We start from the raw sequence: 15,276 nt of genomic DNA on the forward strand, positions 1-15,276 counted from the left end.
ATCTTTTCCATGCGTCTGACTCTTCATACTGATTACGCCCTGCGCGTGTTGCTTTACCTCGGGCTGAACCAGGAGCGTCGTGTATCAATCCATGAAATTGCCCAACGCTACGGGATTTCCGAAAACCATCTGGTAAAGATCGTGCATCGGTTGGGGCAGGGCGGGTTTGTGACCACGATGCGTGGGCGTGGTGGGGGATTGGTACTGGCGCGTTCGCCAGCCGAGATCAATCTGGGGGATCTGGTCCGTTTTACCGAGGAGGATATGGCGCTTGTTGCCTGCTTTCAGACCGGGCAGAGCTGCCTTCTGACGGGCGCCTGCCGCCTTCAGAATTTGCTGGGTGATGCGCTTGGCGCATTCATGGCCGTGCTGGATGGACGGACACTGGCTGATCTGCTCGCCCCCCCGGAACGAGCAACCTTGATAAAACGTATGGAGAGCCGGCCCTTTCATGACGCTTCATGAGGGTTATGCCGATCACTGGTGCAGAGGTGTCGGATCGATATCCTGCTGAAGGTACGGAAGCAGAATTCTGTTCCGTACCTGATTGTGTCTCAGCGGCTGTTTCGCCATCAACGCATGTGTTGCACAGACATATGCTTTTGTGGCGAGACTGCTGGTCGGAGAGACAGGTCAGAATTCAAGGCAGATTTTGCCGAAATGCTGGTTACTTTCCTGATAGCGAAAGGCTGCCACAATCTCTTCCAGAGGGAAAGCACGGTCAAGAACCGGGCGGAGTGTGTGGGCATCAAGCGCTCGGATCATGTCAATCTGGTTCTCACGGCTGCCTACCAGTACGCCTTGCAGGCGGAACTGCTTGATCAGCATCGGTACCAGTTCCAGCTTCGCCGATACACCGCTGAGAATACCGATTGTCCCGATATGCCCGCCGACCCTGACAGCCTCCATTGACTGGGCGAGCGAGGCGGCCCCTCCCACTTCGATGATATGATCCACCCCGCGTCCCCCGGTGATTTCCCAAGCGGTGCGTCCCCATTCCGGATTGCTGCGGTAATTGATGAGGTGATCCGCTCCCAGATCGCGCAGACGCTCAAGTTTTTCGTCACTGGACGAGGTGGCGATGACCGTAGCTCCTGCCATTTTGGCGAATTGCAGGGCAAAAATGGATACACCACCAGTCCCTTGCACAAGGACGGTACTCGCTGGTGTGATGCAGTCATCAACGAACAAGGACCGCCAGGCAGTCAGGCCGGCCGTGGTGAGAGTGGCCGATTCAGCATGGCTCCAGTTCTTGGGGGCGTGGGTGAAAGAGGTTGCCGGTGCCGTAACTTCCTCACGGGCATAGCCATCGATCCCGTCCCCCGGGACAGTTCCGAAACCGATGACTTCCGGGCGTCCCGAAAGCCAGCCTGGAAAGAACGTACTGACGACATGATCACCCGGAGCAAATCCGCTAACTCCCTCACCGATCTCCAGCACTTCTCCGGCACCATCGGCCATGGGAATGCGAGGCTCGGAGGTCCCCACATGCCACTTACGACTGCATAATCGTGATAATTGAGGGATGAGGCATGAATTCGTACCCGGATTTCACCGGGACCAGGGGAACGCGTATCAAGTCGGATAACGGAGGCCTTGTCGAAGCCCCCGGGCGGAGCGATTACGATAGCGCGTGACATGATAAGAGTAATTCCTTTCTAATTTCGAATTACATCGAAATAGTAAGGAGGATGCCCCTGTGCAAGGGGGCGGCCCTGTCTCCAGGATGCCGCCTCCCCGATGATTTCTGCAAAACGGGTATTTATTATGTTGTTCAGTTCGGTGTCAGGGTACGCCGTACAGCATCTTGCCAGCCGCGGAGGAGCTCAAGGCGAAGTTGCGGTTCGATCTTTGGTTCGAACAGTCGTTCCTGTTTCCAGATCGTGGCAATTTCCTCGAGCGAGCTCCAGACACCGGTTGCGAGGCCGGCAAGGAAGGCTGCGCCCAGCGCTGTGGTTTCGAGATCTGATGGACGCTGAACTTTGGCATCAAGAATATTGGCCAGAAACTGGGAGAACCAGTCATTGGCCGACATGCCGCCATCGATCCGCAGGGTCTGTGCCTGCATTGCGCCATCTTCGCGCATGGCGTGAGCGAGATCAAAAGTCTGATAGGCCACTGATTCAAGCGCGGCACGGGCGATATGTGCCTCTGTCGAGCCAAGTGTGAGACCGCAGATAAGTCCCCTTGCCTCGGGGTCCCAATGCGGTGCGCCAAGTCCCACAAAACCAGGCACCATATAGACACCGTGACTATCCGGCACACGTGTTGCCATATCGTCGGTCTGGGATGCGTGGGTGATGAGATGCAGTCCGTCACGGAGCCATTTGATGGCGGCTCCGGCCACAAAGATTGATCCTTCAAGAGCGTAGATCGTCTTGCCGTTGATGCGATAGGCAATGGTTGTCAGCAGACGATGAGTCGAAGTGACAGGCTTGTCGCCTGTATTGAGCAGCATGAAGCAGCCCGTGCCATAGGTGGCTTTTGCCATACCGGGCTCGAAGCAGGCCTGACCAACGAGGGCCGCGTGCTGATCGCCTGCCATGCCGCCGATCGGAACAGGCTGGCCGAAAAGTTCCGGCGCTGTCATGCCGAGCTGACCGCTGTTATCGCAAATCTTCGGCAGAAGGGCCGCGGGCACGCGGAAGAGAGCAAGCAGCTCGGGATCCCATTCCTGAGTATGGATATTGAACAGGGCTGTACGACTGGCATTGGTTACGTCGGTTGCATGAACCGTTCCCCCGGTGAGCCGCCAGAGAAGGAAGCTGTCGATCGTACCCATGGCGAGTTCGCCAGCCTCGGCGCGTTCACGCAGTCCGTCGATATTATCGAGTAGCCAGGTAATCTTGCTCGCAGAAAAATAGGGGTCGAGCAGCAGGCCGGTTCTCGATCGTACGAGTTCTTCTGCACCATCGCGTTTCAGTTCGGCACAGAAGGCGGCTGTCCGACGGTCCTGCCAGACGATGGCGCGGTGTACGGGTTTGCCTGTGGTGCGGTCCCATAGAACAACCGTCTCACGCTGGCTCGTGATGCCCAGTCCGGCGATTTTTTCCACGCCACCGGCTTCTGCAATGGCTTCGCGTGCTGTGGTGAGGGCATCGCTCCAGATATCCTCTACATCGTGCTCGACCCAGCCCGGATTGGGGTAATGCTGGGTGAATTCACGGCGTGACAGTGAAAGGGTCTTTGCCTTGTTGTCGAAGACGATGCTGCGCGTCGAGGTCGTGCCCTGATCTATGGCGAGGATATGGGTCTTCTTGGTCATCGGGTAAACTCCTTCTGGCATCGGATGGATGCGCAGGGAAACTGAGGCAAGCGAGGAATAAGGACGGATCGGTTCAGGGAGCTGGGCTTGCACCACTTCCCGGAATATAGGCGGGTTCTCCACCTGTCAGGGCTGAGGGCGCATGCTCTGTTGCGACAACAGATGGCTTGTCGGCTGTGTAATTCGGCATGAACGGGCGTAGGGTGAACTGATAGATACCCGCGCCAACCACACCGCCTACCAGCGGGCCGGCAATGGGAACCCACCAGTAATGTTCAGGAGAGGGGAAAGCTGAAGCCCCCCAGCCAGCGAAATAAGCAAATGTGCGTGGTCCGAAATCGCGCGCCGGGTTGATGGCCCAGGCATCGAGAAAGCCGGAGGAGGCGCCGATAATGGCAACCAGAAGCCCGATGATGAGAGCTCCGGAATTCGCCTGTGGTGCCATGGTATTGTACTGGCAGGTAATCGCGAAGATTCCGAAAACCAGAACGCCGGTCAGCACGATCTGCACCACGAAGGAGTGCATGGCAGTCACGGCAAGTCCGGGGTGGGTAAAGAAGACACCGGCTGCCCCGCCATCTCCTGCACGGGTGAGATGATGAGTCATGTTGTAGTGATCAATGACGGGATGGAAATTGAGATAGACGATTGCTGCTCCGGCAATGCCGCCAAGCACTTGTGCGACCCAGTAGCAGAACCTTTTTCCACGAAAATCCGCGATAAAGGGCGAGCGCCAGGGTGACGGCCGGATTGGCATGTGTGCCGCTGACAGCGCCTGTGGCATAAATGGCGATCGTGACGCCAAGTCCCCAGACAATGGCGACGCCCCAGTAGGCGTTCTGATAGGGGTTGGGATCATACAGCACGATCATGGCTGCGACGCTGTCGCCGAAAATGATGATGATCATGACCGCAATAAATTCGGCAATAAGCTCGCCGAGATAGCGTTTTCTTTCTGACATGAGAGTCTGTCCGTCAGCCAGAGTGGGGGGAGGGAGAAGAGAGATCAGATGATCTCTGTTACGGATTCAGATCTGTCATCCGGCGCATTGTGGTGAAGGCGGCGGGTAATGTAATCTTCCAGCCTTGAGATATCTTCGTCAGTAAAACGAAGGCCAAGTTTCGAGCGTCGCCATAATATATCCTGGGCATTGCGTGCCCATTCATGGTCTATGAGGTAATCGACTTCACGTTCGTAAAGGTCGGCACCGAGCAATGCTCCCAGGGACGCATGCTCACTTCCTGTTTGTTTGGACAGGATATGTGTTTCAGCCAGTGTGCCGTAGTTGCGCACCAGTCTTGTTGCCGTCTCTGTCGATAGACCGGGAATGTGGCGCAGGAGTGAAGCCACGAGCTTGCTGAATTCGGAGCGTTTGAAATCACCTCCTGGTAATGGAGAGTCCGCTGTCCAGGATACAAGGCTCAGGCCCTTGAGGTGAGGAGCAAGTTTTTCGAGTGCGTGCTCGGCAAGTTTGCGATAGGTCGTGATCTTGCCGCCAAAAACCGAGAGAACTGGTGCGGCACTGTGGTCAAGATCAAGACGGTAATCACGGGTGACTGCCGAGGCATTGCCAGAGTGATCATCATAGAGCGGCCTTACACCGGAATAGCTCCAGACGACGTCATCAGGGGTCAGGCTGCGTTTGAAGTAACGGTTTACGCTTTCGCAAAGATACGAAATCTCGTCCTTGCTTATCGTCACTGAATTCGCGTCCTGATCCCACGGGATATCGGTTGTGCCAATCAGGGTGAAGTCTTTTTCATAGGGAATGGCAAAGACGATACGACGATCCGGATTCTGCAGGATATAGGCCTGCTCGGTGTCGAACTGCTTTGGCACGACGATATGGCTGCCTTTGACCAGGCGTACGTGGTTGCGGCTATCGATCGAAAGTCTGTCCTTGAGCAGTTCTGCTACCCAGGGACCAGCAGCATTGATTACGGCGCGCGCGAATACCTGGCGCGTTTCACCGGTCGTCGTGTCTTCCAGTGTTGCGACCCAGTGGTCGGGATGACGTTCGGCATTTACCAGCCTGGTGCGTGTGCAGATTTCAGCGCCGCGTCGGGCAGCGTCCTGGGCGTTCAGGGCAACAAGGCGGCTATCCTGCACCCAGCCATCGGAATATTCGAAACCACGCACATAATCGGGGCGCAACACACGGCCTGCGGCCTCGTCTTGCAGTCGCAGACTGCGCGTCTTGGGCAAAGTCATGCTGCGGCATAGATTGTCGTAGAGAAACAGGCCGGTACGCAGCAGCCAGGCAGGGCGCAGCATGGCCGAATGCGGCAGGATGAAACGCATTGGCCAGATGATGTGCGGGGCAATATTCAGAAGACGTTCGCGTTCGTTCAACGCTTCCCGCACGAGGCGGAATTCATAGTATTCGAGATAACGTAATCCGCCATGGATAAGCTTGGTGCTGGCTGAAGAGGTGTGGCTGGCCAGATCGTCTTTCTCGACCAGTAACACTTTCAGACCGCGACCCGTAGCATCGCGGGCAATACCGGTCCCGTTGATCCCGCCGCCGACAATGAGAAGATCATGGATTGGCCCGTCTGAAGACCGTGGCAGGCCAGAAGGGGATAGAGTCGTCATGACAGGAACCTTCGGTAAAAGCGACTACGAAGGCATCAATAGAACACAAACGAATAAAAACGAACAGAAATTGTTATGAATAACGATTTCGTGTTATTGTTTTGCGATCAAGAGCTCTCAATCACGTGAAGTGTAACATTTTTTGTCTCAAGCTGTGTTCGGAATTCTGCGGAAGGAAGGCGGTCAGTGACGAAATCGTCGATCATCGTGAGATCTCCCACCCGGCCGACAGGCTTGCGCGTGAACTTCGTATGATCGGCGAGCAGGATGACCCGTCGGGCATGACGCATGATCGCCCGGGCGCACTGGATTTCGTCGAGGTCAAAGTCGAGCAGGGTACCGTCTTCTTCAATCCCGCTTATACCGATCACACCGAAATCAGCGCGGAATCCCGAGAGCGATTCCGTTGCACCCGCGCCGATGATCCCGCCATCCTGTGGGCGCACGAGACCCCCGGCCAGAACGGTGCGAAAATCGCGTCTTGGCGAGAGGGCTACGGCAACGTGCAGGTTGTTGGTGATGATATGGAGGTCGCGATGACCCGTCAGGGCGCGCGCGAAAGCTTCTGTCGTGGTGCCGATATTGATGAAGAGCGAACTGCCGTCAGGGATAAGCGCGGCGGCGCAGGCGCCAATGGCATCTTTCGCCCTGGAATGAAGGGTCTGTCTCTCGCCATAGGCAATGTTTTCGGTTGAGGAACTTGGACTGGCGCCACCGTGATAACGGGCGACATGGCCGGTTTCTGCCAGCGCGTTGAGGTCGCGTCGTATTGTTTGCACCGTGACACCCAGTCGCTGGGCGAGGTCTTCATTGGACATGAAGCCATGGGCCTGCACGAGGGCGACGATCTGTCTGTGACGGGGCGTGTTAAGCGTTTCATGCATCATGAACCCCTGTCTGTCATGGGGCGTTGAGGCCTTCAATACCGTACTTGCGACAATGCGATTGAAAGCCCATTTCCACACCATGGCGACAGCGACACGATCCACGATGGAAGCAATCCCCGAGCACAGGCTTGTGGGATTCAGGCCCGAGCGCCAGCCGGTGAAGGAAAAGCTTCGCCGTATGGTGGTCAAATCTGATTACGAGCCCGCCGGCGATCAGCCAACGGCGATTACTACTCTGGTACAGGGTGTGGCAGACGGCGAAGTCGATCAGGTTCTGCTGGGGGTAACAGGTTCAGGCAAGACGTTTACCATGCGAAGGTCATCGAAGCGACCCAGAAGCCGACCCTGATTCTTGCGCCTAACAAGACACTGGCAGCCCAGCTTTACGGGGAAATGAAGCAGTTCTTCCCTGATAATGCGGTCGAGTATTTCGTATCCTATTACGATTACTATCAGCCAGAGGCCTATGTGCCGCGCTCTGACACCTATATCGAGAAGGACAGTCAGATTAACGAGCAGATCGATCGTATGCGCCATGCTGCGACCCAGGCACTGCTCGAACGAAATGATGTGATCATCGTGGCTTCAGTATCCTGCATCTACGGTATCGGTTCGGTCGAAACCTATTCGCGCATGGTGGTCAAGCTCGAAGCAGGCGGCAGCATTGATCGCGATCGTCTGATCAAGGCACTTGTCGAGCTGCAATATCGACGCAACGACGCGTCATTCGAACGTGGCACGTTTCGTGTGCGCGGCGAGCAGATCGACATTTTTCCTGTGCAGAACGAAGATCGCGCCTGGCGTGTTTCGCTTTTCGGCGATGAGATCGAGGCTATTACCGAATTCGATCCGCTCACGGGCAACAAGACCGCTGATCTGTCGGAAATCAGTGTCTATGCCAATTCGCACTATGTGACACCGCGCCCGACGCTCAACCAGGCCATGATCGGTATCAAGGCAGAGCTTCGCCAGCGTCTGGAAGAGCTCAACGCGGCAGGAAAACTGCTTGAAGCCGAACGTTTGCAGCAACGTACCATCTTCGATCTGGAAATGATCGAGACAACAGGCGCCTGCAAGGGGATCGAGAATTATTCACGCTATCTCTCCGGACGAGGTCCTGGCGATCCGCCTCCGACATTGTTCGAATATCTTCCGGAAGATGCATTACTCATTGTGGATGAGAGCCATGTTACCGTGCCGCAGATTGGCGGCATGGCTCGTGGTGACTATGCCCGCAAATCGGTTCTTGCAGAATACGGCTTCCGTCTGCCCTCCTGTCTCGATAACCGCCCGCTCAAATTCGAGGAATGGGAAGCGCTTCGCCCCCAGAGCCTGTTCGTCTCCGCAACGCCGGGGCCATGGGAGATGGAACGTACCGGTGGCGTATTTGCCGAACAGATTATCCGCCCGACCGGGCTGATTGATCCTGTGACGATCGTGCGCCCGGTCGAAGGGCAGGTGGATGACCTGCTGGCTGAAGCGCGCGATACAATCAGCACCGGCGGTCGAGTGCTGGTCACGACGCTGACCAAGCGCATGGCCGAGGATCTGACAGAATATCTTGGCGAGGCCGGGATCAAGGTCCGGTATCTGCATTCCGATGTGGATACGCTGGAGCGTATCGAGATTATCCGTGATCTGCGTCTGGGTGCATTCGATGTGCTGGTCGGGATCAACCTGCTGCGCGAAGGGCTGGATATTCCGGAATGTGCGCTTGTGGCCATTCTCGATGCTGACAAGGAAGGTTTTCTGCGAAGCCGTACATCTCTGATCCAGACTATCGGGCGCGCAGCGCGTAACGTCGATGGGCGTGTTCTGCTTTATGCAGATAAAATGACCGGTTCGCTGGAATTCGCGATTGACGAGACGGCACGACGTCGTGCCCGGCAGATTGCCTATAACGAAGCGCATGGCATTACTCCCCAGACGGTACGGTCGCGTATTGGCGATGCACTGTCTTCGGTATTCGAACAGGATTATGTCACAGTCGGCCCCGATGCTGCGGGTGATACGCAGGAATTCGTCGGTAAATCGCTTGGTGCCTCGATTCAGGATCTCGAGAAACGTATGCGAGAAGCCGCAGGCAATCTCGACTTCGAGCAGGCGGCACGGCTGCGTGACGAGATCAAGCGGCTTGAGGCGATTGATCTCGGGCTTGAGCCGCCCCCCTTGCCGAGTTCGACAGCCGGGCGTAGCTCTTTCAAAAGCAAGGACAAGACACCCCGTCCGCTTGGTCCGGGCGGTGGGGGCTATGACCCCGCAAAGAAGCGGGGCGGCAGGAGGAAGCCAGGATGATCGAGCTCAAACTGGGTGAAGCCCATCTCGGGTTGTTGCCTGCTCTTGGCAGCAGCATTGCCTTCTGGCGTCTGCGTAATCGTGATCTTCTGGTCCCGACAGCCGATCCCAATCTTGCGGCACAGAAAAACACGCCAGTGGCAGGTTATCCGCTTGTGCCGTTTTCGAACCGCATTGGGGGAGGACGTTTCACCTTTGAGGGGGTAGATTATACCCTGACCCGGAATTTTGGCGCTGAAGACAATGCCATCCACGGCAACGGATGGGAGCGTGAGTGGCAGGTTGCCCAACATGATGCGGAACGGGCGATTTTCTATCTCGATCATGATCCAGCCAAAGGAGATGATCCGGCGCAATGGCCTTTCGCCTATCGCTGCGTTCTCTCTTTCATCCTGCACCGCGACGGGTTGAGTGTGGAAATGCTGGTCGCCAATCGCGACAGTCGATCACAGCCTGTCGGTCTGGGTTTTCATCCCTTCTTCGCACGCAGCGATGACATGACATTGCAGTTTGTAGCCAGCTCGGTCTGGGAGAATGGGGCAGACATGCTCCCCGTTATGCAGAAACCCTGCGAAGGAGAGAGAGATTTTTCTGCCGCCCGTCCTGTTGGCAATACCCGCCTGGATAATTGTTTTGCTGGCTGGGGTGGCAAAACGCGTCTTGCCTATCCGTTGGCCGGTTATGAGATGACAATCGAGGCGGATCCGGTCTTTCAGCATCTGGTCGTCTTTACTGCACCGGAAAAGCCTTTTGTGGCGGTGGAAGCCGTGTCGAACATGAATAACGGTGTCAATCATCCCGATCTGCTCGAAAACGGGGTTCATGTTCTCGCGCCAGGGAACACTGTTTCCGGCACGATCCACTACAAGCTGAAAGAACTTCGTGGCTGAGTCGCTGAAAAACACACTGTCGCACTATCTGACGCCTCAGGGGGCGGCACGGATGCGAGAGGAGTTGCGCGAATTGATGCAGGTGGAGCGGCCCAAAATTGTCGAGATCGTTTCTTGGGCCGCGGGTAATGGGGACCGGTCCGAAAATGGCGATTACCTTTATGGCAAACGCCGTTTGCGCGAGATTGACCGTCGGGCCCGCTTTCTGAGCAAGCGTCTCGAACATGCCCTGGTGGTCGATCCTGCAGCGCAGACCGCCCGTGATCGTGTTTTTTTTGGCGCCCGCGTTTCCTATATCGATGAAGAAGATATCAGCCATGATGTCACGATTGTTGGTTGTGACGAGGCCGATATGACGCGAGGCGAAATCAGTCTGGTTTCCCCCGTTGCCCGTGCCTGATGCGCGCGCGCGTGGGAGATGAGGTGAGTCTTCAGACCCCGGGTGGTCCTGTAATGCTCGAAATCCTTTCTATTACCTATCCCTGAAGCATCAGCAGAATTGCTGTCAGGCGCGTTTGTTTGAAACCGGGTCTCGCTCTGTTAGAGCAGTAAGAGATGGCCCGCTCAGATCATGAGTTGTGGAGATGATCCCCCGGCCGGGGTGTTCAGGATCGAAAGGACAGAGCCGATGGCGCTCAGAATTGCTGTGCAGATGGATCCGCTCGAACACGTCAATATTGACGGTGATTCGACTTTTGCCCTGATGCTTGAAGCGCAACGGCGTGGACATGAACTCTTTGTCTATCCTGTTGACTCCCTGTGCCTTGGTGAAGGTGGGGCGGAGGCAGCGCTCGATTGCGGCCGTCTCTCGGCGCGAGCCCGACCGGTCAGAGTGCAGCGGGTCAAGGGTGATCACGCGCATTTTGGCGAAGAGTCACGCCTCGATCTTGGTACGACCGACGCGCTGCTCATGCGACAGGATCCTCCCTTTGATATGGGATATATTACTGCCACTCACATGCTCGAGCACGTGCATGGTGTCGGAGCCGGCAAGACGCTTGTGGTCAACGACCCCAGATCCGTACGGGATGCGCCCGAAAAACTGCTCGTTACCCACTATCCTGATCTCATGCCGCCAACACTTGTGACCTGGGATCGGGAAGCTCTCACAGAATTCCGTGCACGTTATGGCGATGTCATTCTCAAACCGCTTTACGGGAATGGGGGGGCTGGAATTTTCCGTATTCGCGAAGGCGACGAGAATTTCGCCTCGCTTCTTGAGATGCATTTCAGTCGCTCCCGTGAGCCGCTTATGATCCAGCGCTATGAGCCGCTCGTGCGCAAGGGTGACAAGCGGATCATTCTGGTCGACGGCAAGCCTATAGGTGCGATCAATCGGGTGCCCGCCACGGGAGAGGCGCGTTCCAATATGCATGTCGGTGGCAGGGCTGAAGCTGTTGCTCTGACCAGGCGCGATGAAGAGATCTGCGAGCGCATTGGGTCACATCTTCGTGATAATGGACTCATTTTTGTCGGAATTGATGTCATTGGTGACTGGCTGACCGAGATCAACGTGACATCCCCGACGGGTCTTCAGGAGCTGGACAGATTCAACAACGTGAATAGTGCCGGTCTCATCTGGGATGCCATTGAGTGCCGTATCGGCTGAGACCTATTCTCTGGACTCATCCTCCCGGGCTGATTTCTCGTTTATGGCAGAGTCGGCCTGGGGCGGCTGGGGAGAAGAGACGTAGCGGAAAGGCAGAGATACCTCCGATATGCCATCAGCAGGCAATTGTGGAGGTTTTTCAGGGCCATAGCGATTGACGAACCATTCGTATATATTGTCCCTGAAGCGTACGACAAAAATCGATACCCACAGACCCAGTGCAATAATGATAAGGCTGATATTCGACAGCGACATTTTGCGTCTTCTCCTGGTATCTTCTCGAGCAGTTCTTTCCCGTCAGGGTCATTATCTGCCACATAATAGGAAATGCAAACCGCCCCTCGCCAGTTCTGGCGAGATGGGCTAAGACCGCTCCTGCAAGATGATGCCTGTCACGCCGTCTGATTGTCAGGCGAGATGTCGAACCCCTCTAGCCAAAAGGGTGGGTTTAAAGCAGGTATCAGGACGGAACACATGATTTTGCGCGACCAGACGAACGAAGCCTGATGACACGACCGGACCCCTTGACCGACCCTATTGCCTCCATGGACGATGCCCATCCCCGGCCGCGATCCGCGCTCGATGCTGATGCGGTGCGTGCTGCCTATCGCCGATGGGCGAAAGTCTATGACTCGGTTTTCGGCGGCATCTCTGCTTTCGGTCGTCGCCGTGCAGTTGCTGCTGTCAATGCCTTGCCGGGCCAGCGCGTGCTCGAGGTAGGGGTCGGTACCGGTCTCGCGCTTCCGCATTACAGCCGTGACAAGCATATAACCGGTATTGATCTGTCAGAGGCGATGCTTGAACGGGCCCGTCAGCGTGTGATCAACCAGCAGCTCGGGAATGTCGACGACCTGCTGGAGATGGACGCTGAAGCAACCAGCTTTGAAGCAGGAAGCTTTGATATTGCGGTGGCAATGTTCGTGGCCTCCGTTGTTCCGAGCCCGCGTCGCCTGCTTGGTGAGCTCAAACGCGTTGTCAGGCCCGGTGGACATATCCTTTTCGTTAATCATTTTCTTGCCACGGGCGGTGTACGTCTTGCAGTCGAACGTGGCATGGCTCGAGCATCGCGCTCGCTTGGCTGGCATCCGGATTTCGCCATGGAGGCCCTGCTGCCACCCGAAGATCTGAACCGGGCCCTGATTACGCCGGTACCGCCGGCAGGGCTGTTTACACTCGTGACATTGCCGCTTGAGAAGGATAGTAAGGAAGAGACGGCCCTGGTTGCCTGACACTTACGTGCCCGACAGTTCATACCAGACTGGCCTTGATCACAGGTCCCCGAAGATCGCAATCCGACAGGGACCTTCAGGACTGCATGAGGAACGGGGCTTGTTACACCAGTCTATGACCAGACGCTCTCAGGGCACGCAATTTCGTGCTGATGGCGCTGCCTTTCTCGCTCTCTCACTTTTTTGCGGGCTTGCCGGCGGATTCCTGGGAGCAGTGTCGCAGAGTGCCGGTCCTTTTCACGCGCTGAGCCATGGTCTGCTTCTCGACCTTTTCGTGCTTGTCCCGGCTTTTCTGGGAGGAATGGGTCGTCTTGTTCTGCCAGGTGAACTGACCACACTTCCCAGCCTGATGTTGCGTTTCGATCGAGCAGCTTTTCTGTTTCTCCTGACTGGTGCGCTCTGCGCCATCTGTGGTGCGCGTGCACCTGTTGCCTTTGCAGCTGCATTTGGTCTCTGGGGCTGCGGCGCCATTCTTCTGGCGCTCTCAACCATCGTGAAATGCCTGGAATGCCGTGTTGTGCGTTTCCGCGATCTGTCCCCTTTCGCGTGGTCCCAGCTTCTTGCTTCGCTCGGACTTGTTGTTGTGGCTCCCGTAGTCATGGCGGGGCTGCTCCACGACCTCATTGCCGGACATTCTGTATTTTTCAGTGTTCAATACTGGCTGGGCAAGTTGCAGGTGCCGGTTCTGGCACTCGTCGTGCAGCTCGCTCTGGGTGCTGTCGCCAATCTCGTTTCCCTTCATTCCACGCGCCTCAAGGTCATGCTCCCGTTGCTTATGACTGTGCCAGGTCTTGGTGTGCCGGTAGTCTGGGCGCATGGTGTTACAGTGCCGGGACTTGCTGATGACTGGCTTCTCGGTCTTGGCGTCGCCCTGCCATCATTGAGTGTTATAGGATTGATCTGTGTCGCTCTCTGGCGCCAGAGCTTTGCACTGAATGCTGCCTTGTCCTGGAGCTTCCCTGCGCTGCTTCTTCTCTCTGCTGGCTGGGTACTGAGTTTTCTGTCGACGCGCCCCGAAGCTTTTCACTCTGCGATGCTTTTCGGTGCCGTGTTTGCCCTTTTCGGTTGCTATTATCGCTGGCAGGAGCAGTTTCCTGCAATGGCAGCGCCGCATTGGCTCGGACGTGTGCACCTTGTGTCGATGGGTGTTTCCGTGCTGGCCATGATGCCGCTCTTGCCTGTTTTTCAGCTTTGTGGCGAGGCCGGTATGATCGTCTCGCTTGTCTGCGTTGCCGTTCTTGGTGCGCGTCTTCTTTTATCCAGAACCCCTTCAATGCAGGAATGTCCTGCCAGGGGTGACCGTTCATGAGCGCCTCCCGGAGCGTCGCCGAAGCGCCACGCCAGTTTGACAGGGAAGAGGGTGCAACCCTCAAGGACTGGCTCGCCCTGTTAAAGCCGCGCGTTATTTCTCTCGTGGTTTTTACTGGCGTGGCAGGTATGGCCGTAGCGCCGCAATGGCCTTCCGTACCGCTTGGTCTGATTGATATACTGTGTATCTGCGTAGGAGCGGGTGCGGCAGGTGCGATCAACATGTGGTACGATCGTGACATCGATGCGATCATGAAGCGGACTTCGGTAAGGCCTATCCCTGATTCCCGTATGGATGCCGACGGTGCGCTGATCTACGGTATTGTATTGTCACTGGCTTCTGTGGCGCTTCTCTGGCTTGCCAGCAACGCACTCGCTGCAGGAATTCTAGCTTTTTCGATTTTCTTTTATTCCGTGATCTATACGATGTGGCTGAAGCGCAGCACGCCACAGAATATCGTTATTGGCGGCGCTGCCGGGGCTTTCCCGCCGATGATCGGATGGGCAGCTGCGACAGGCTCGATGAGCGTTCTGCCTGTAGTGATGTTTGCGATCGTCTTTCTGTGGACGCCGCCGCATTTCTGGTCACTCTCCCTGTATGCCTGCAAAGACTATACCAAGGCAGGTATTCCAATGCTGCCCGTGGTCAAGGGCGCGCGTCACACGCGCTGGAATATCTTTGTCTATACGCTGATCCTGATGACGGTTTCACTCGTGCCGTCAGTTCTGCATCTTTGCGGCCTGATTTACACCGTGAGTGCCACGTTGCTCGGGCTTGGTTTTGTCTATTTTGCTTTTCGCGTTCTGACGGACAGGCAGGATGCTCAGGGTGTCAGCCTTGATGCCGATAAACCGGCACGCTATGCGTTCCGCTATTCACTTGCCTATCTGTTTTTCCTGTTTCTGGCGCTGCTGATCGACAGGGTACTTTTTCCATGAACAAACCGCATGGTGTCTCGAACCGTCAGGGACGGATCATGGGCCTGCTTGGCGGGCTTTTTCTGGTAATGATCTCGCTTTTTACGCTGACCTATCTGCGTCTGTGAAATGATGGCTCCTGATTGAAGCGATCTGGCTTCAGCTTCCCTTTTTCCTCAGGACCTTTTCGTTGCAGCTGTTGCACAACTATATCTGAACGCGGCAGCCTTGGAGATCGCGGTTCCTCAAATTCTATGAGGCGCAAGGCAGGTAGTAGGC

Annotated in this window: 10 protein-coding genes and 4 pseudogenes; 8 read left to right on the top strand and 6 right to left on the bottom strand. The window is 56.2% G+C overall.

Annotated features, from left to right (window positions below):
* The first annotated feature begins 9 nt into the window (after positions 1–9).
* Positions 10–465, top strand: a complete 456-nt coding sequence (locus tag JCM25354_RS12675; protein WP_025886280.1) for an RrF2 family transcriptional regulator — start codon at positions 10–12, stop codon at positions 463–465.
* Between the two features lie 168 nt (positions 466–633).
* Here the strand turns inward: JCM25354_RS12675 and JCM25354_RS18880 are convergent, their stop codons facing one another.
* The 5 genes and pseudogenes from JCM25354_RS18880 to JCM25354_RS12700 form a co-directional block, all read right to left on the bottom strand.
* The gene (locus JCM25354_RS18880) at positions 634–1,461 is read right to left on the bottom strand and encodes a zinc-dependent alcohol dehydrogenase family protein (protein WP_243444063.1); all 828 of its coding nucleotides are present in this window, start codon (positions 1,459–1,461) and stop codon (positions 634–636) included.
* Positions 1,462–1,774: 313 nt separating this feature from the next.
* Entirely contained in the window at positions 1,775–3,265 is a 1,491-nt protein-coding gene (gene glpK, locus JCM25354_RS12685) for a glycerol kinase GlpK (protein ID WP_025886281.1), read from the bottom strand.
* A gap of 73 nt (positions 3,266–3,338) precedes the next feature.
* A pseudogene (locus JCM25354_RS18885) lies at positions 3,339–4,227 on the bottom strand (MIP/aquaporin family protein).
* A 44-nt stretch (positions 4,228–4,271) separates the two neighbouring features.
* On the bottom strand, positions 4,272–5,861 hold the full coding sequence (gene glpD / locus JCM25354_RS12695; protein WP_025886282.1) for a glycerol-3-phosphate dehydrogenase: 1,590 nt from the start codon (positions 5,859–5,861) through the stop codon (positions 4,272–4,274).
* A gap of 107 nt (positions 5,862–5,968) precedes the next feature.
* Entirely contained in the window at positions 5,969–6,748 is a 780-nt protein-coding gene (locus tag JCM25354_RS12700) for a DeoR/GlpR family DNA-binding transcription regulator (protein WP_025886283.1), read from the bottom strand.
* Positions 6,749–6,827: 79 nt separating this feature from the next.
* On the opposite strand from JCM25354_RS12700, the pseudogene uvrB reads away from it, so the two are divergent.
* The 4 genes and pseudogenes from uvrB to gshB all read left to right on the top strand — a co-directional run bounded on the left by uvrB (position 6,828) and on the right by gshB (position 11,542).
* Positions 6,828–9,043: pseudogene (gene uvrB, locus JCM25354_RS18890) on the top strand (excinuclease ABC subunit UvrB).
* On the top strand, positions 9,040–9,933 hold the full coding sequence (locus JCM25354_RS12710; protein WP_025886284.1) for an aldose 1-epimerase: 894 nt from the start codon (positions 9,040–9,042) through the stop codon (positions 9,931–9,933). Before uvrB ends, JCM25354_RS12710 begins: the two are co-directional and overlap by 4 nt.
* Positions 9,934–9,985: 52 nt before the next feature.
* Positions 9,986–10,419: pseudogene (gene greB, locus JCM25354_RS18895) on the top strand (transcription elongation factor GreB).
* A 142-nt stretch (positions 10,420–10,561) separates the two neighbouring features.
* Positions 10,562–11,542 (top strand): glutathione synthase, encoded by a 981-nt coding sequence (gene gshB / locus JCM25354_RS12720; RefSeq protein ID WP_025886285.1) that lies wholly within the window; start codon positions 10,562–10,564, stop codon positions 11,540–11,542.
* A gap of 3 nt (positions 11,543–11,545) precedes the next feature.
* On the opposite strand, the gene JCM25354_RS12725 is transcribed toward gshB, so the two are convergent.
* Positions 11,546–11,797, bottom strand: a complete 252-nt coding sequence (locus tag JCM25354_RS12725; protein WP_025886286.1) for a hypothetical protein — start codon at positions 11,795–11,797, stop codon at positions 11,546–11,548.
* Positions 11,798–12,048: 251 nt separating this feature from the next.
* Between JCM25354_RS12725 and JCM25354_RS12730 the strand changes: the two genes are divergently transcribed.
* The 3 genes and pseudogenes from JCM25354_RS12730 to JCM25354_RS12740 form a co-directional block, all read left to right on the top strand.
* Entirely contained in the window at positions 12,049–12,771 is a 723-nt protein-coding gene (locus JCM25354_RS12730) for a class I SAM-dependent methyltransferase (RefSeq protein ID WP_243444064.1), read from the top strand.
* A gap of 115 nt (positions 12,772–12,886) precedes the next feature.
* Positions 12,887–14,080: a hypothetical protein gene (locus JCM25354_RS12735; protein WP_025886288.1), complete on the top strand. Its 1,194-nt coding sequence runs from the start codon at positions 12,887–12,889 to the stop codon at positions 14,078–14,080.
* Positions 14,077–14,997, top strand: a pseudogene (locus JCM25354_RS12740) (heme o synthase); the annotation flags it as partial. The gene JCM25354_RS12735 and the pseudogene JCM25354_RS12740, both read left to right, overlap by 4 nt.
* Positions 14,998–15,276 lie beyond the last annotated feature (279 nt).

Origin of the sequence: Asaia prunellae JCM 25354 (assembly GCF_000613885.1) — a bacterium.
Lineage (GTDB): Bacteria > Pseudomonadota > Alphaproteobacteria > Acetobacterales > Acetobacteraceae > Asaia > Asaia prunellae.